At 56.2% G+C, this 15578-nt stretch carries 20 protein-coding genes and 1 other annotated feature; of the genes, 1 reads left to right on the top strand and 19 read right to left on the bottom strand.

Annotated features, from left to right (window positions below; translation table 11 throughout):
* The first annotated feature begins 20 nt into the window (after window positions 1–20).
* Window positions 21–1769 carry a copper amine oxidase N-terminal domain-containing protein gene (locus DW806_RS01830; protein WP_118728916.1) on the top strand — a complete coding sequence of 583 codons (1749 nt, stop codon included), beginning with the start codon at window positions 21–23 and terminating at the stop codon, window positions 1767–1769.
* Between the two features lie 68 nt (window positions 1770–1837).
* On the opposite strand, the gene pheT is transcribed toward DW806_RS01830, so the two are convergent.
* The 19 genes from pheT to DW806_RS01735 all read right to left on the bottom strand — a co-directional run bounded on the left by pheT (window position 1838) and on the right by DW806_RS01735 (window position 15569).
* Window positions 1838–4246, bottom strand: a complete 2409-nt coding sequence (gene pheT / locus DW806_RS01825; protein WP_118728915.1) for a phenylalanine--tRNA ligase subunit beta — start codon at window positions 4244–4246, stop codon at window positions 1838–1840.
* A 187-nt stretch (window positions 4247–4433) separates the two neighbouring features.
* Complete coding sequence (gene pheS, locus DW806_RS01820; protein WP_110435200.1) at window positions 4434–5453, bottom strand: phenylalanine--tRNA ligase subunit alpha; 1020 nt, start codon at window positions 5451–5453, stop codon at window positions 4434–4436.
* Between the two features lie 102 nt (window positions 5454–5555).
* Window positions 5556–5791, bottom strand: a binding site (T-box leader).
* Between the two features lie 731 nt (window positions 5792–6522).
* Window positions 6523–6708, bottom strand: coding sequence for a type Z 30S ribosomal protein S14 (locus tag DW806_RS01815; RefSeq protein WP_110435201.1), 186 nt, complete (start codon window positions 6706–6708; stop codon window positions 6523–6525).
* A 14-nt stretch (window positions 6709–6722) separates the two neighbouring features.
* Window positions 6723–7268, bottom strand: coding sequence for a 50S ribosomal protein L5 (rplE, locus tag DW806_RS01810; protein WP_117555184.1), 546 nt, complete (start codon window positions 7266–7268; stop codon window positions 6723–6725).
* 19 nt (window positions 7269–7287) lie between these two features.
* A complete protein-coding gene (rplX, locus tag DW806_RS01805; protein ID WP_110435203.1) occupies window positions 7288–7605 on the bottom strand; it encodes a 50S ribosomal protein L24 in 318 nt (105 codons plus the stop codon).
* 15 nt (window positions 7606–7620) lie between these two features.
* Window positions 7621–7989, bottom strand: a complete 369-nt coding sequence (gene rplN, locus DW806_RS01800) for a 50S ribosomal protein L14 (RefSeq protein WP_116704662.1) — start codon at window positions 7987–7989, stop codon at window positions 7621–7623.
* Window positions 7990–8001: 12 nt separating this feature from the next.
* A complete protein-coding gene (gene rpsQ / locus DW806_RS01795) occupies window positions 8002–8259 on the bottom strand; it encodes a 30S ribosomal protein S17 (RefSeq protein ID WP_054326963.1) in 258 nt (85 codons plus the stop codon).
* A gap of 18 nt (window positions 8260–8277) precedes the next feature.
* Window positions 8278–8478, bottom strand: a complete 201-nt coding sequence (gene rpmC, locus DW806_RS01790) for a 50S ribosomal protein L29 (protein ID WP_110435205.1) — start codon at window positions 8476–8478, stop codon at window positions 8278–8280.
* Complete coding sequence (gene rplP, locus DW806_RS01785; RefSeq protein ID WP_110435206.1) at window positions 8478–8903, bottom strand: 50S ribosomal protein L16; 426 nt, start codon at window positions 8901–8903, stop codon at window positions 8478–8480. The genes rpmC and rplP overlap by 1 nt, the downstream gene beginning before the upstream one ends.
* Complete coding sequence (rpsC, locus tag DW806_RS01780; protein ID WP_116704663.1) at window positions 8903–9670, bottom strand: 30S ribosomal protein S3; 768 nt, start codon at window positions 9668–9670, stop codon at window positions 8903–8905. The genes rplP and rpsC overlap by 1 nt, the downstream gene beginning before the upstream one ends.
* Before the next feature lie 13 nt (window positions 9671–9683).
* Window positions 9684–10019 (bottom strand): 50S ribosomal protein L22, encoded by a 336-nt coding sequence (gene rplV / locus DW806_RS01775; RefSeq protein ID WP_110435208.1) that lies wholly within the window; start codon window positions 10017–10019, stop codon window positions 9684–9686.
* 17 nt (window positions 10020–10036) lie between these two features.
* Complete coding sequence (gene rpsS / locus DW806_RS01770) at window positions 10037–10318, bottom strand: 30S ribosomal protein S19 (protein WP_110435209.1); 282 nt, start codon at window positions 10316–10318, stop codon at window positions 10037–10039.
* An 18-nt stretch (window positions 10319–10336) separates the two neighbouring features.
* Window positions 10337–11170: a 50S ribosomal protein L2 gene (gene rplB, locus DW806_RS01765; RefSeq protein ID WP_116704664.1), complete on the bottom strand. Its 834-nt coding sequence runs from the start codon at window positions 11168–11170 to the stop codon at window positions 10337–10339.
* Between the two features lie 261 nt (window positions 11171–11431).
* Entirely contained in the window at window positions 11432–11725 is a 294-nt protein-coding gene (gene rplW / locus DW806_RS01760; RefSeq protein ID WP_110435211.1) for a 50S ribosomal protein L23, read from the bottom strand.
* Window positions 11725–12348 carry a 50S ribosomal protein L4 gene (gene rplD, locus DW806_RS01755; RefSeq protein ID WP_110435212.1) on the bottom strand — a complete coding sequence of 208 codons (624 nt, stop codon included), beginning with the start codon at window positions 12346–12348 and terminating at the stop codon, window positions 11725–11727. Before rplD ends, rplW begins: the two co-directional genes overlap by 1 nt.
* 18 nt (window positions 12349–12366) lie before the next feature.
* Window positions 12367–13062, bottom strand: coding sequence for a 50S ribosomal protein L3 (gene rplC / locus DW806_RS01750; RefSeq protein WP_117491440.1), 696 nt, complete (start codon window positions 13060–13062; stop codon window positions 12367–12369).
* A 126-nt stretch (window positions 13063–13188) separates the two neighbouring features.
* The gene (gene rpsJ / locus DW806_RS01745; RefSeq protein ID WP_054326972.1) at window positions 13189–13500 is read right to left on the bottom strand and encodes a 30S ribosomal protein S10; all 312 of its coding nucleotides are present in this window, start codon (window positions 13498–13500) and stop codon (window positions 13189–13191) included.
* A 502-nt stretch (window positions 13501–14002) separates the two neighbouring features.
* Entirely contained in the window at window positions 14003–14962 is a 960-nt protein-coding gene (locus DW806_RS01740; protein ID WP_118728914.1) for an anti-sigma factor family protein, read from the bottom strand.
* On the bottom strand, window positions 14955–15569 hold the full coding sequence (locus tag DW806_RS01735) for an RNA polymerase sigma factor (protein WP_110435214.1): 615 nt from the start codon (window positions 15567–15569) through the stop codon (window positions 14955–14957). The genes DW806_RS01740 and DW806_RS01735 overlap by 8 nt, the downstream gene beginning before the upstream one ends.
* Between the last annotated feature and the right edge of the window lie 9 nt (window positions 15570–15578).

Genomic DNA, 15578 nt, shown 5'->3' with positions numbered 1-15578 from the left:
CAACATGAGGGGGTTACGACATGAAAAAGATGAAACGATTTGCCTCTGCGGCACTGGCGGCACTGCTGCTGGCAGGCTCTGCGCCGAGCGCGCTTGCGCTGGACACCACCCCGCCGATGTACAAGCAGTTCGGGTGTGACAGCGCTGAGGAGTACATGGATGAGGGACCGGGCTACGGCATTTTCGATTATGATACGCTCAGCGACCATTATCGACAGCACTGGGAAGCCATCCTCAAGGATCCCAATATCGCAGTCGATTACTGGGGTTATGGCAGTCTGGAGGATATGTCCCTTGGGTGGAATGATGACTTAGAGGAATGCTATCGTGCAACGGCGTACAACATGACAATCGCCGAGGAATACAAACTCCGCTGTCAGCCTTCCGTGCAGCTCAACGGCGCGTATGTCCACTTTGCGGACGCACAGCCGGAAAAGGTAAACGGGCGCGTGATGGTTCCCTTCCGCGCCATTGCCGAAGTGCTCGGCGCCGAGGTCACATATGACGCCGGAAAAATCACCGCGAAAAAGGACGGCGAAACGCTGTCGTTCGCGCTCGACGGCAAGCAGCTTACCGTCACGGACAGCGCGGGCAAAACCGTCAAAATCGTGCAGCTTGATACCGCGCCGTACAAAAAAGGCGGACGCACCTATGTTCCGGTGCGCTTTTTCGCGGAAGCGTTCGGACTGACCGTGCAGTGGGATCAGGATATGCAGACCGCCGTGCTGTATGACCGCGCGGCGCTTGTAAACGACATTGACAGCAAGTTTACCGTACTCAACAAGTGGATCAAGGCACAGCCGTCCACCGAAAACGCCAAGACACTGCGCACGGTGGCGACGATCGGCGCGGCGTATACCGCCTTCGACACCATCGACGGCAACAAGGATTACAAGGTCGATGTCAAAGCCGAAATTCTGGCGAACGGACAAGCCATTGAGGCGACCGTGACGGTCGATCTGCGCGTGCTGGCGTCTTATTTCCTCGGCGATTCGCAGGCGGATGACGTACTCACCGCCGCACAGGCAGCGCTCCTGCGCAGTGCGCTGAGCAATGTCAAGCTCGAGCTCCTATGCAGCGCAGACAGCGGCGACCTGTATTTGAAGTGCCCTGCCGTGGCGAAGATTCTGGCGATGGACGAAACGGGCGACGCCAATCTCAAGGCGCTGTCGAACGGCGCGTGGCTGCACATCAACTGGGCGGACAGCACATTCGGCGCTCTGTTCAGCGAAAATCTGAAGATTTTGAAGAACAATACCTTTACCTCGGTGGGCGAAAGCATCGTTGCCTCGAACGAATCCAACGTGACCGCATATGAGCTTGGCTGGGAGGATTTTTATCGCAACATAAAGAATAACGTAAACCGCCTGAACGACCTGCTGGGCGATGAACAATTCACCGCAAGCGGCTCGCGCTGCACGGCAAAGCTCGACAAACAGAATGACGACTACGGGCAAACCATGACCGGCAGCTACACGCTGAACACGGCGGACGGCTCGTTCTCGGGCACGCTTGAAAGCCGCTCCGATAGCTGGAACACCACCAAAACCGTTCTGACGTTCTCCGGCAGTGTGCAGAACTGCAAATTGAACGTGACCTACCACACCAAGAACACCGGCATTCTGTCGCTCGATATCACACTGACCACGACCGAATCCAGTGTCGAGCCGAAGAACACGCCGCCTGCAGGCGACAAAATCGTCGAATGGACGCAGCATGATTATTCCAATGACTGGGATTCTGTCAATCCGGACGGTTCTCTCGGATAACGCATTATAAAACCATAAAGAAAGAGCAGATACTTTCGTATCTGCTCTTTTTGTACTTTTTCGGAAACTTAACCGCGCAGCTGAGCGCCGAACTCGGTCTCAAGTGCCGAGATAGCGGCACGCATTGCCTTGTCGCACTCCTCGTCGGTGAGGGTACGGTCGGGTGCGCGCAGGGACAGCGAATATGCCACGGACTTCTTGCCCTCCGGGATGCCCTTGCCCTTGTAAACGTCAAACAGCTTGACGGATTCGAGCAGCTTGCCCGCCGCCTTCTCAACAGCGGCCTGCATGGAAGCCGCCGGAACGGCATCGTCAACCAGAACCGCGATATCGCGGGTGGATGCCGGGAACTTGGGCAGCGGATGATACAGCTTCTCCGGGTCGATGGCGGCCAGCAGCGCGTCCATCTGCAGCTCGGCAGCGAGCACCTCGCCGGACAGACCGTAGCGTGCGGCAACGGTCGGATGAATGGTGCCGAATACGCCGATCTCTTTGCCGTCAATGAGCACCTTGGCACAGCGGCCCGGGTGGTAGGACAGGTTGGCCTTCTCGGGAGCAAAGGACGCGCCCTTAATGTTCAGCTCACGCAGCAGCGCCTCGATTACGCCCTTGAACTGGAAGAAGGACAGGCGGCCGTAGCTGCCGAGGGTCAGGATCTTCTCCTCGTGCGGCAGTACGTCCGGGTCAGCCTTGCCGTCCTTGACGGTCGGGGTGTAGATGGTGCCCAGCTCGTACAGCGAAGCGGTCGGGTTGCGGTGTGCGTGGTTGTGCGCCAGATTATCCAGCATGGACGGCAGCACGGTGGTACGCATTACGCTGAAATCCTCACCAAGCGGATTGAGGATGGTGGTGGAGATACGGCGCGGGTCGTTCTCGTCCCAGCCGATCATGTCGTAGAACTTCGGAGAGATGAACGAGTGGCTCATGGACTCGTCAAAGCCCGCCTCGCGGCAAACCAGCGCGGCAGCGCGCTCCGCCTGCTGAGCCGGCGTGAACTCACCCTGTACCATCTCACCGGCATACAGCGTGGTCGGAATCTTGTCGTAGCCGTACATGCGGGCAACCTCCTCGGCTACGTCGCACATACGGTTGATGTCGGTGCGGAAGAACGGCACAACGACCTCGTTGTTCTCGATCTTGAAGCCCAGTTTCTCGAGCAGCTTTACCTGCTCCTCCGTGGACAGCTCCAGACCGAGCAGCGCGTTCATCTTGTCCGGCTCAAACGGCAGACGCTTGTGGTTCGGGTCGGAGTTGTCAACGTCGATAATGCCGTCAACGACCTCGCCTGCGCCGAGCATCTCGATCAGTTCGCACGCACGGTTGACCGCATCGAGGGTCATGCGCGGGTCAAGGCCCTTTTCAAAGCGGCCGGAAGCCTCGGTACGCATACCGAGCGCCTTTGCGGTGATACGAACGGTAGCGCCGTGGAAGTTTGCGGACTCGAAAACGACGGTCTTGGTGTCGTCCATAATCTCGGAGTTTGCGCCGCCCATAACGCCTGCAACAGCAACCGGCTTGTCGTTGTCGCAGATGGCGAGCATCTTATCGCTCAGGTCGTGATCCACGCCGTCCAGAGTCTGGATGGACTCACCGTTGCGGGCACGGCGGACAACAATGCGGCCATCGGACAGGCACTTGTAGTCGAACGCATGCATCGGCTGGCCGTACTCGAGCATAACATAGTTGGTGATATCAACGATATTGTTGATCGGACGAACGCCGCAGGCGTGCAGACGCTCGCGCATCCACGCCGGAGACGGCTCGATCTTGATATTCTTGACAATGCGGGCGGTGTAGCGCGGGCACAGGTCGGTATCCTTGACCTCAACCGACATATACTCGTTGATATCGCCGCCAACGCCCTTTACCTCCGGGGTCTTGACACTGAACGGACGGTCGAAGGTAGCCGCAGTCTCGCGGGCCAGACCGATCACGCTCAGGCAGTCCGGGCGGTTGGACGTAATCTCGAAATCGGAAACCCAGTCGTCCAGACCGAGCACCTTCTTGATGTCCTCGCCAACCGGGGTGCCGGCCGGCAGGAACAGGATGCCGTTCTCGCACGCATACGGTACGCAGCCGTGGGACAGACCCAGCTCCTGGAACGAGCACATCATGCCGTTGGACGGCACGCCGCGCAGCTTGCCCTTGGTGATCTTCACGCCGCCCGGCAGGGTGGACTTGTGCAGGCAGACCGGGCAGATCTCGCCAACGGACGCAGGCGTTACATTGGGTGCGCCGGTGACGATCTGCACCGGCTCCTCCTTGCCGACATCGAGCTGGCAGATCTTCAGATGGTCGGAATCCGGGTGATCGACAACCTCGAGGATCTTGCCGGTCACAACGTTGTCGATCTCCGCGCCGAGATAGTAAACCTCCTCGACCTTGGAGCCGGACATAGTCAGCTTGGCATCATACTCCTTCGGGGTGATGCCGTTCATATCGGTATAATCCGAAAGCCAGGATAATGGCAGTTTCATTGATAGGAACACTCCTTTTGGTGTTATTGTTGTCCGTAGGGCGCGACGACTCAGCGCGCCGTATTTGCCGCCTGCATATACTTACGAGCGGCGCGCCGGGGTCGTCGCGCCCTACGATAATACGTATCGCTTGTAACATGCGGGAGAGTGCGGCGGGATGAGGTCATCCCGCCCTACGGGTGCAGGTTTAGAACTGGTGCAGGAATCGAACGTCGTTCTCATAGAACAGACGGATATCGTCGATCTTGAAGCGGCCCATAACCATACGCTCCAGACCGATGCCGAAGGCGTAGCCGGAGTATTCATTCGGGTCGATACCACTCATCTCAAGCACCTTGGGGTGAACCATGCCGCAGCCGAGGATCTCGATCCAGCCCTCGCCCTTGCAGAGCGGGCAGCCTTCACCGTGGCAGCGGTAGCACTGGATATCCATCTCCGCAGACGGCTCGGTGAACGGGAAGTGATGCGGACGGAAACGAACAACCGTGTCCTCGCCGTACAGCTTCTTTGCGAACAGCTCGAGAATGCCCTTCAGGTCGCTCATGCGGATGCCCTTATCGACAACCAGACCCTCGATCTGATGGAACAGCGGAGAGTGGGTTGCATCAACGGCGTCCGAACGGTAAACACGGCCCGGCGCGATAATGCGGATCGGCGGCTTGCGCTTTTCCATCGTGCGGACCTGCATCGGAGAGGTCTGCGTGCGGAGCACAACATTATCCGAAATATAGAAGGTATCCTGCGTGTCGCGTGCCGGATGATCCTTCGGAATGTTTAGCGCCTCAAAGTTGTAGTGATCCAGCTCAACCTCCGGACCCTCAGCGATCGAGAAGCCCAGACCGAGGAAAATCTCCTTGAACTCGTCGAGCACGATGTTCAGCGGATGCTTCTTGCCGATGACAACGTCCTCACCCGGCAGGGTAACGTCGATAGTCTCCGCCTCCAGCTTCTTCTCGAGCGCAGCCTGCTCGATCAGCTTCTTCTGCTTGTCAATGATGGTTTCGATCTCCGCACGAACGTCGTTGATCAGCTGACCAACAACCGGACGCTCCTCTGCGGCAACGTCCTTCATGCCCTTGAGCAGCGCGGTCAGCTCACCCTTTTTGCCGAGGAACTTAACACGGGCCTCGTCCAGCGCGCGCGAATCCTTCGCGGCAGCGAGCTGCTCCTTCGCGGTCTGCAAAATGCCTTGCAGCTTTTCTTTCATACCAATTCTCCTTCTTTGGCTTGTATATAAGGGATGGTCTCTTATACCAATTAGTAGTTAGTAATTCCTAATGAAACAAAAAACGCCTTTCATCCCTCTAAAATTAGGGACGAAAGGCGTAAAACTTCCGTGGTACCACCCTGATTCCCGAAAAAAAATCGGGCACTCATTGAACGCCGGTAACGGAGCGTTACTTCGCCGGCGCCTACTGCATCTATTCAGCACCGGTGCTCACAGGGGAACTTCGCGCCATACCTCGATAAACGGCTTGCAGCCATGGGACCGTTCTCTCTGAGAAAGAGGAACACAGCGTTACTTTTCCTGCTCATCGCATTGAAATATTTATAACAGAATAATTAAAACACATTTTGCGGGAAAATGCAAGAGGCAACTACGAGATTTTCGTTTTAATAGTCAATATATTACGATTTTTTCATACTGAAACGACCGCCTCACCGTATATAAATAACAGCAGATCGTTAAAAACGGCGGGGTGAGGGCACCCCGCCCTACGATAACATTTACCCTCATGTATTACCCGCAGGAACTATCCGTAATAACGCACAAACGAATTGCGCGACACGGGCATGTCGCGCCTGCGCTGATAAAACCATCTGTGTAGCAGTACGCTATCTGTGAATTGCGAACATTTCACGAAAGACACACAACGGTCACCCGACTGCCGTTCCCTTTTTCGGAGCGGTCGCCGGTCTCTGGTCTGCGCCAGGCTAACAAATAAGGGAAAGGCAGGAGTTCAAAGAGGAAGGGAAACCGCAGGTGTCCCTTCCTTTTTGCCCCTGCCGCGGGGCGCGGCACGTTCCCGCCGTCCGCAGACGGCGAATCCCCCGCTGAGGTGCAGCGAAAAACTCCCCGCCCGGAAAGGGCGAACACGCCTGCGGCAGTTCGCGTACCCCGCTCAGCCGGTGCTGAAAAAGGCTGCCGCCCGTTAGGGGCGAACCCGCTTACGCAGTTCGCGTGCCCCGATCAGTCGGTGCAGAAATGGTCTCTGCCCACCGTTAAAGCATAAAAAAAGGAACCCTTACGGGTTCCTTTTTGAAATCGCTCTTCCTTACCAGGATGCCTTGCGGACACCCGGGATCTGGCCCTTGTAAGCCAGCTCGCGGAAGCAGATACGGCAGATACCGAAATCACGCAGGTAAGCGTGCGGACGGCCGCAGATCTTGCAGCGGTTGTAAGCTCGGCTGGAGAACTTCGGCTTAGCCTGCTGCTTGAGAACCATCGACTTCTTAGCCATTTAACTTCTCCTCCTTACTTCTCAAACGGAGCGCCCATCAGAGTAAGCAGCTCCTTTGCTTCTTCATCGGTATTTGCAGTGGTGCAGATAACGATGTTCATGCCGCGGATCTTGTCGATCTGATCATAGGAAATTTCCGGGAAGATCAGCTGCTCGTTCAGACCCAGAGCGTAGTTGCCACGGCCGTCAAATGCGTTGCCGTTGATGCCGCGGAAGTCGCGTACACGCGGCAGAGCTACGTTGAACAGACGATCCAGGAACTCCCACATACGGTCACGGCGCAGGGTTACCTTAACGCCTACCGGCATGCCGTCACGCAGCTTGAAGTTTGCGATGGACTTCTTAGCGTGGGTGATGATCGGCTTCTGGCCGGAGATCAGGGTGATATCACGGACAATAGCCTCGATAACCTTGGAGTTACCGTTTGCTTCCTTACCGCAGCCGACGTTGATTACGATCTTGTCGAGCTTCGGGATCTGCATTGCGCTCTCGTACTGAAACTTCTTCATCAGAGCAGGCGCAACTTCCGCAGTATACTTTGCTTTCATATTCGGAACCATTTATTGCAACCTCCTCTTCTTAAAGCGTTTCGCCGCAGTGCTTGCACACCGTCAGCTTAGTGCCGTTCTCGGTGAACTTGTGCGCTACACGAGTCGGCTTGTCGCACTTCGGGCATACGCGCATTACCTTGCAGGCACGCAGCGCACCCTCGCGCTCGATGATGCCGCCGGTTTCACCCTGACGGCGGGGCTTGGTGTGGCACTTGATCATGTTCACACCTTCGATTACTACCATACCCTTCTTCGGGTTTACGGACAGGATCTTGCCGCGCTTGCCCTTTTCCTTGCCGGAAAGAACGACTGCGGTGTCGCCCGTCTTAACGTGCAAATTGTTCATTTGTTGGCGACCTCCTTACAGTACTTCCGGAGCAAGCGACAGGATCTTCATGTAATCCTTGTCACGCAGCTCACGAGCGACAGGCCCAAAGATACGGGTGCCGCGGGGGTTTTTGTCATCACGAATGATAACGCCAGCGTTCTCGTCAAAGCGGATATAGCTGCCGTCAGCGCGGCGCAGGCCCTTAACGGTGCGGACGATAACTGCCTTAACGACATCGCCCTTCTTTACGCCGCCGCCCGGGGTGCACTTGCGCACCGAGCAAACAACTACGTCACCGATGTTGCCGTACTTGCGTGCGGAGCCGCCGAGAACACGGATTACCTTCAGTTCCTTTGCGCCGCTGTTGTCAGCTGCACGCAGAAAGCTTTCCTGCTGAACCATGTGCTCTCCTCCTTACTTTGCCTTCTCGATGATCTCGACCAGGCGCCAGCGCTTGTCCTTGGACAGCGGACGGGTCTCCATCACCTTAACCTTATCACCGATGCCACACTCGTTGTTCTCGTCGTGTGCCTTCAGCTTATAGGTGTGCGGAATAACCTTCTTGTACAGAGGATGTGCTACACGATCCTCAATTGCTACGACAATGGTCTTATCCATCTTATCGGAAACGACCTTGCCTACTCGCGTTTTGCGTAATGCTCTTTCGCTCATAATATTCGTTTCCCTCCCTTATGCCTTCTCCGCGATCTGCTTCTCGCGGATAACGGTATTGATACGAGCAATGTCGTGCTTGACTTCATTGATCTTGTTGGTGTTGTCGAGCTGATTGGTAGCGAGCTGCAGACGGAGGTTGAAGAGGTCCTTCTTCAGCTCACCGAGCTTTGCAGACAGCTCCTCAGCCGTCAGTTCTCTGATCTCAGATGCCTTCATCATGCTTCACCGCCATTCTTCTCACGGGCAACGAACTTGGTCTTGCAGGGCAGCTTGTGGCTTGCCAGACGCAGTGCCTCACGAGCAACTTCCTCGGAAACGCCTGCGATCTCAAACAGTACACGGCCCGGCTTAACTACTGCAACCCAGTACTCGGGTGCGCCCTTACCGGAACCCATTCGAGCACCAGCCGGATGCTTGGTAACCGGCTTGTCGGGGAAAATCTTGATCCATACCTGACCGCCACGCTTGGTGTAACGGGTCATAGCGATACGGGCTGCCTCGATCTGATTCGAGGTGATCCAGCACGGCTCGGTAGCCTGGATACCGAACTCACCGTTCGATACGAAGTTACCGCGGGTAGCCTTGCCGGTCATACGGCCGCGATGAACGCGACGATACTTAACTCTCTTAGGGAGCAGCATTAACGGTTGCCTCCTTCCTGACGGGGAGCACGACGCTCGCCACGGTTGAAGTCACGACGGCCGCGACGGTCACCGCGACGATCGCGGCGCTCGAATGCCGGCTTCGGAGCTTCAATGGAGCGACCCAGACGCGGACCGCCGTGGAGAACCTCACCCTTGTAGATCCATACCTTAACACCGATGCGGCCGTAGGTGGTCGCAGCTTCAGCAAAACCATAGTCGATGTCCGCACGCAGGGTCTGCAGCGGAATGGTGCCCTCGTGGTAATGCTCGGTGCGTGCGATTTCCGCGCCGCCCAGACGGCCGCCGCAGGAAACCTTGATGCCCTTGGCGCCCATGCGCATTGCACGGCCCATGGACTGCTTCATTGCACGGCGGAAACCGATGCGCTTCTCGAGCTGAGCTGCAATGTTCTCAGCAACCAGGGTAGCGTTGGTGTCCGGGTTCTTGATCTCGATGATAGAGCAGCGAACCTTCTTGCCGTACTTCTTGGTCAGCTCTTCTTCGAGCTTCTTGATGTCCTCGCCGCCGCGGCCGACAACCATGCCGGGACGTGCGCACTGGATCATGATCTTGATTTCGTCGTTCTTGCGCTCGATCTCGATCGCCGGAACGCCTGCGTCGTACAGACGCTTCTTCAGATCCTTACGGATCTCGTAGTCTTCCACGAGGAGGTCGCCGAACACATTGTCCTTAGCGAACCAACGGGAATCCCAATTCTTGATAACGCCGACACGGAGACCGTTCGGATTTACTTTCTGGCCCATTGATTACCCTCCCTTATTCTTTCTCGCCAAGAACCAGCGTTACGTGCGAGGTTCTCTTGAGGATTCTGAATGCACGGCCCTGTGCACGCGGCATAACGCGCTTCATGATCGGACCGGGACCGACGTGAACTTCCTTAACGTAAAGCTTGTCGGTGTTCATGCCGTGATTGTTCTCGGCATTGGCAACTGCGCTCTTGAGGAGCTTCTCCATCGGCTCGCATGCTGCCTTGGGGGTATTCATGATGATGGCCATAGCTTCGCCCGCATCCTTGCCGCGGATCAGATCGCAGATCAGCTTGATCTTTCGCGGGGTCATGCGTACGTTGCGTACAATAGCTCTTGCTTCCATGTTACTTTAACTCCTCCTTACTTGCCGTTATTGGAGGTCTTGCTGCCCGCGTGACCCTTGTAGGTACGGGTGGGAGCAAACTCGCCCAGCTTGTGACCAACCATGTCCTCGGTAACGTATACCGGAACGTGCTTGCGGCCGTCGTGTACTGCGATAGTATGACCGACGAACTCAGGGAAGATCGTGGAAGCGCGGGACCAGGTCTTGAGGACCTTCTTCTCGCCCTTTTCGTTCATTTCAACGACTCTTTTGATAAGCTCAGGAGCCACAAAAGGGCCTTTCTTAACACTTCTGCCCATATTAAGATAACTCCTTTCTTACTTGCCGTTGCGACGACGAGCGATCTGCTTGTCGGTGCGGTGGTTCTTCTTGCGGGTCTTGTAACCCATAGCCGGCTTGCCCCACGGGGTAACCGGAGACGGACGACCGATCGGGCTCTTGCCTTCGCCGCCGCCGTGCGGGTGATCACACGGGTTCATTACAGAACCACGAACGGTCGGGCGGATACCCAGATGACGGGTACGGCCAGCCTTACCCAGCTGTACGTTAGAATGATCAGAGTTACCAACAACGCCGATGGTAGCCTTGCAGTCCAGACGGACGTAACGCAGCTCACCGGAGGGCAGACGAACCATTGCCTTGCCGCCTTCCTTAGCCATCAGCTGAGCGCCGACGCCTGCGGAACGAACCAGCTGTGCGCCCTTGCCCGGGTACAGCTCGATGTTGTGGATCATGGTACCAACCGGAATGTTCTCAACCGGCAGGCAGTTGCCGGGCTTGATGTCGGCATCCTTGGAAGAAACGACCTTGTCGCCGATCTTCAGGCCCTCGGGAGCGAGGATATATGCCTTCTCGCCGTCCTCGTACTGAACGAGAGCGATGTTAGCGGAACGGTTCGGATCATACTCCAGGGTCTTAACCTCGGCGTAAACGTCGAGCTTCTGACGCTTGAAGTCAATGATACGGTACTTCTTCTTGTTGCCGCCGCCGATGTGGCGAACGGTGATGCGGCCGTAGCTGTTGCGGCCAGCGGTCTTCTTGACCTTTTCGAGAAGGCTCTTCTCGGGCTTCACCTTAGACAGACCCTTGTAGGAAAGCACAGTCATATTTCTGCGCGAGGGCGTCGTCGGGTTGAAAGTCTTGATAGCCATTTGGAATTTCAACTCCTTGATACGTTATTATCGGGGTGGCTTCCCCATACAAATGCTTCATTCAAAACTACAGTTTTGAATGAGTTGTTAATCACCCCGCAGGGGTGTTCGTAAAAGTGCGGCTGCGCCGTACTTTTACACCACTGCCCGCGCCTTAGAGGCGCGTTCTCGAATGTATTCATTCGAGAGGGGGTTATCCGAAAAAGTTTCTGAAGGGAACTTTTTCGGTATCTAAGGGGGAAGGATTCCCCCTTAGAATATTTACATCATGTTCTCGAAGATCTCGATCTTCTTGGAGTCAGCGGTCAGGGTTACGATCGCCTTCTTGATGTCGGAACGCTTGCCAACGTGAACGCCCATGCGCTTCCACTTGCCCGGCAGCTTGATGGTGTTAACCTTGGCAACCTTAACGCCGAAGATCTCCTCTACAGCCTTCTTGATCTCTACCTTGCCGGCATCGATCGCTACTTCGAAGGTGTACTTGTTGTCCTGTGCGCCCATCATAGAACGCTCAGTGATGATCGGCTTCTTGATAATGTCGTATGCGTACTTCATTATGCGTATACCTCCTGCAGCTTCTCAACTGCTGCCTTGTCGATGATGAACTTGTCAGCATTGAGGATGTCGTATACATTGAGGGTAGACGCGATCGTGGTGCGTACGCCCGGGATGTTTGCCGCAGACTTAACTACGTTAGTGCGAACTTCCGGAGTAACTACCAGGCTCTTGCCGGTTGCCTCAACTGCGTTCAGGAAACCAACGAAGGACTTGGTCTTGATCTCGCCCATATCCAGGCCATCGATTACGATGATCTCGCCTGCTGCTGCCTTTGCAGACAGAGCGGACAGCATAGCCAGACGCTTGGTCTTCTTGGTCAGGCTGTAGTTGTAGGAACGGGGCTTCGGGCCGAGGGCAATACCACCATGGGTCCACTGCGGAGAGCGGATAGAACCCTGACGAGCACGGCCGGTGCCCTTCTGACGCCACGGCTTGATGCCGCCGCCACGAACCTCGGCGCGGGTCAGCGTGGACTGAGTGCCCTGACGCTGGTTAGCCAGATAATTCTTTACTGCAGCGTGTACAACGGTCATGTTCGGCTCGATACCGAAAACAGCCGCGTTCAGCTCCATCTCGCCGGTCTTCTTACCGGTCATATCAAAAACTGCTACTGTAGGCATGATTTGCTCCTCCTTCCCTTACTTTCTTGCGGAAGCCTTCTGCGGGTTCTTGCTGATGCCAGCCTCGCCCTTGGCAACCTTGTTGTTCTTAACGGTGTTCTTCAGCACTACGATGCCGCCCTTCGGGCCCGGAACTGCGCCGCAAACGGCGATCAGGTTAAGCTCAGCGTCAACCTTTACAACGTCCAGGTTCTGAACAGTAACCTGCTCAGCGCCCATGTGACCCGGCATCATCTTGCCCTTCATGATCTTGGACGGATCAGAGCAAGCGCCCATAGAACCCGCATGGCGGTGTACAGGGCCGGTACCGTGGGTTTCCTTCAGGCGGGATGCGTTGAAGCGCTTGATTACGCCAGCGTAGCCCTTGCCCTTGGAAGTGCCGGTAACGTCAACATAATCGCCGGTAACGAACATGTCAGCCTTAACAACATCGCCGAGCTGGAACGGAGTGCAGTCCTCAAAACGGAACTCCTTCAGGTACTTCTTCAGGGAGTCGCCAGCCTTCTTCAGGTGACCCTTCTGGGGCTTGTTCAGGCGAGCTTCCTTAACATCCTCAAAACCGAACTGTACAGCATTGTAGCCGTCCTTCTCTTCGGTCTTGAGCTGAGTTACAACGCAAGGACCTGCTTCGATTACGGTGCAGGGGATAACCTTGCCGTCAGCATTGAAGATCTGGGTCATACCGACCTTCTTGCCGATGATTGCTTTGTTCAGCATTTGTTTTTCCTCCTTAAAGGTTATTGGTTGACGGCATTTGACCGCCAACATGACCTCGCCGCGCGTGTCGCGGCAGGGCTTCAAACCGCCGGTGGGTTAATCCGGTCAGCTTGTTAACTTAAATTAGAGCTTAACCTCGAACTCGACGCCAGCCGGCAGGTCGAGAGTGGTCAGAGCCTCGATGGTAGCCTGATTCGGGTTGATGATGTCGATCAGGCGCTTGTGGGTGCGGCGCTCGAACTGCTCACGAGAATCCTTGTACTTGTGAACAGCACGCAGGATGGTAACGATCTGCTTCTCGGTCGGCAGCGGGATCGGGCCGGAAACCTTAGCGCCGTTGCGCTTAGCGGTCTCGATGATCTTCTCTGCGGACTGGTCGATCAGCTCGTGATCATACGCCTTCAGGCGAATGCGAATCTTCTGTGCGTTTGCCATTGTGGAATTTCCTCCTCGTATGTGTGCCATACATTAAATAATGTTTTGACTCGCTACGGAGAGAAACTGCAACTCCGCCGTGCGTATCACGCAACGGGCATGAAAATAACCGGGCGCACTGACTCCGCAGCGCAACAATCCGGTCACGATAAGAAACGTAAGTGGTTCAAACCATCGGCTTGACGGCGCACGCGCCGCGAGTCCCGAATTTACGCATGAACATTGCGTTTTTGCTGAATATCTGAATTCAGCTGATAGCAGTTATCTCAACCGCCCGATTGTCGGACCTACTCCACCGAAGTTACCTGCTCACAGCAGCAATCTCCGGTATCATCGCGTTTTAACTTGCTCTCGCAAGTGCTTATACATAATACAATACTTTCATGGGAAAGTCAAGTGTTTGCACAAAATTTTCAGCGATTTTTTGTGTAAATCGGAATTTTTCGCGTTATGCACAAAAACAGACCCGAAAACCATCGTTTCAGGTCTGTTTTGCCCAATCTCAACCGGTAACAACCGCTAAGATCCACGAATCTGCATGGCTGTCGATCGTCAGATCAACCTTATCATAGGCAGTCACCGTGCAGCCTGCCTGTTCTACTGTCTGCAGAGTCTTTTCGAGCGTTTCCATACTGTTGTCCAGCCGGAACCACGAAACGCCGTTCTCCTGCGCGAGCAGCTCACCATCGATATCCGGCAGGCTGCTGCCGCCGGTGGCCACATAGCAGTACGCGGTGTGTGCGCCGTGCAGACTTTGCGGCAGCGTGAGCACCGGACGGGTCTGCACCTGCGCCGGTACCGGCTCCTCCGTGATCGGCTCGGGAGCTGCGATCGACCGATCGCTGTCTGCATACTGCTCGGCATCGATGCCCGCATCGCTCTGCGTATTTGCCGCAGAGTCCTCGCCGGTGTCATTCTGTCCGCTGTATTCGCTGCCGTTCGTGCTCTGCGAAGCCGTGCCGCTCTGCTGCACGCTCGAATTCGATGCTCCGCCGCTCGATGCATCGGCGTTCTCCCGCACAGACTGCTCGATCTCATCCTGCATACCACCGTCCGCCGTGCAGTCTCCTGCGTCCGCCGAAGCGGAATCCGCTGCCGCCGTGCTGCCGCTGCCCACCGTACTGAACGCGGGCATCAGTCCGCCGCCGAGCACAACCAGCACGACAACCGCCGCAGCGGCTACCATCGTAAACACCGGCAGACGGCGCATCGGCTTTTGCGGCGCGACCACCCGAACGGTTTCCTCCTGCCGCAGACGTTCCATAATGCTGTCATGCAGTCCGGCCGGCGGCTCGGTTTCGTCCACCGCCAGCATACTGTGCATCTGCTTCAGATCCTCTTTCAGCGCGGCGCACGATGGGCACTCTGCCAGATGCTCCTCCAGCTTTTGCTTTTCGGAATCGGTCAGGGTTCCGTCCACACTGTTCGAGCAAAGCTGTTCAAAATATTCCTCCTCATTCATGCTCCTCGCCTCCTTCCATATCTTTAGACGAAGGCAAATGAAAAAGGTTCCCTCGTTTGAGTAAAATTTTGCGTAAAGCAATGCGTGCGCGTGACAGCCGCGACTTTACCGTACCTTCGCTGACCTCGAGTATCTCAGCGATCTCGGTGTAGCTCATGCCGGAAACGTCCCGTAGCAGGACGATTCTGCGGTGCTCGTCGCTTACTTCATCGAGCGCGGCGGCAAGCTCGCGTCCCAGCTCGCTGTTCTCCAGGTGCTCCTCGGGAGATGGAGCCGTATCCGGAAGCGGCAGTTCGCGTTCCTCGTCATCCTCGCCCTGCACGAGCGGCTGCGTCGGCGGCTGGCTCTGCTTATGCCGCGCGTAATCGACGCACTGGTTCATCGTGATGCGGAACAGCCAGGTCGCAAAGCCGCTGTCCCCGCGGAAGTCCTTCATCGAGCGCCATGCCCGAAGGAAAACCTCCTGCGTGATATCTGCGGCATCCTCCGGCGAGCCGGACGAGCGCAGCGCGATCGCATACACGCGCTTTTCGTAGCGCGTTACCAGCTCCTCAAAGGCGGAAAGCTCGCCGCGCCGCGCCTGCGCCACAATATGCTTGTCGTCCACTGCGTCTCC

Origin of the sequence: Butyricicoccus sp. AM32-19 (assembly GCF_003480365.1) — a bacterium.
GTDB lineage: Bacteria > Bacillota > Clostridia > Oscillospirales > Butyricicoccaceae > Agathobaculum > Agathobaculum butyriciproducens.
The sequence above is the reverse complement of the archived record's forward strand: the minus strand, read 5'-3'. Positions and strand labels throughout refer to the sequence as shown.

Bases quoted from the DNA above. Each gene is read 5' to 3' on its own strand.
- DW806_RS01830 (WP_118728916.1), top strand. From the start codon at position 21: ATGAAAAAGATGAAACGATTTGCCTCTGCGGCACTGGCGGCACTGCTG.
- pheT (WP_118728915.1), bottom strand. From the start codon at position 4,246: ATGAAACTGCCATTATCCTGGCTTTCGGATTATACCGATATGAACGGC.
- pheS (WP_110435200.1), bottom strand. From the start codon at position 5,453: ATGAAAGAAAAGCTGCAAGGCATTTTGCAGACCGCGAAGGAGCAGCTC.
- DW806_RS01815 (WP_110435201.1), bottom strand. From the start codon at position 6,708: ATGGCTAAGAAGTCGATGGTTCTCAAGCAGCAGGCTAAGCCGAAGTTC.
- rplE (WP_117555184.1), bottom strand. From the start codon at position 7,268: ATGGTTCCGAATATGAAAGCAAAGTATACTGCGGAAGTTGCGCCTGCT.
- rplX (WP_110435203.1), bottom strand. From the start codon at position 7,605: ATGAACAATTTGCACGTTAAGACGGGCGACACCGCAGTCGTTCTTTCC.
- rplN (WP_116704662.1), bottom strand. From the start codon at position 7,989: ATGGTTCAGCAGGAAAGCTTTCTGCGTGCAGCTGACAACAGCGGCGCA.
- rpsQ (WP_054326963.1), bottom strand. From the start codon at position 8,259: ATGAGCGAAAGAGCATTACGCAAAACGCGAGTAGGCAAGGTCGTTTCC.
- rpmC (WP_110435205.1), bottom strand. From the start codon at position 8,478: ATGAAGGCATCTGAGATCAGAGAACTGACGGCTGAGGAGCTGTCTGCA.
- rplP (WP_110435206.1), bottom strand. From the start codon at position 8,903: ATGCTGCTCCCTAAGAGAGTTAAGTATCGTCGCGTTCATCGCGGCCGT.
- rpsC (WP_116704663.1), bottom strand. From the start codon at position 9,670: ATGGGCCAGAAAGTAAATCCGAACGGTCTCCGTGTCGGCGTTATCAAG.
- rplV (WP_110435208.1), bottom strand. From the start codon at position 10,019: ATGGAAGCAAGAGCTATTGTACGCAACGTACGCATGACCCCGCGAAAG.
- rpsS (WP_110435209.1), bottom strand. From the start codon at position 10,318: ATGGGCAGAAGTGTTAAGAAAGGCCCTTTTGTGGCTCCTGAGCTTATC.
- rplB (WP_116704664.1), bottom strand. From the start codon at position 11,170: ATGGCTATCAAGACTTTCAACCCGACGACGCCCTCGCGCAGAAATATG.
- rplW (WP_110435211.1), bottom strand. From the start codon at position 11,725: ATGAAGTACGCATACGACATTATCAAGAAGCCGATCATCACTGAGCGT.
- rplD (WP_110435212.1), bottom strand. From the start codon at position 12,348: ATGCCTACAGTAGCAGTTTTTGATATGACCGGTAAGAAGACCGGCGAG.
- rpsJ (WP_054326972.1), bottom strand. From the start codon at position 13,500: ATGGCAAACGCACAGAAGATTCGCATTCGCCTGAAGGCGTATGATCAC.
- DW806_RS01740 (WP_118728914.1), bottom strand. From the start codon at position 14,962: ATGAATGAGGAGGAATATTTTGAACAGCTTTGCTCGAACAGTGTGGAC.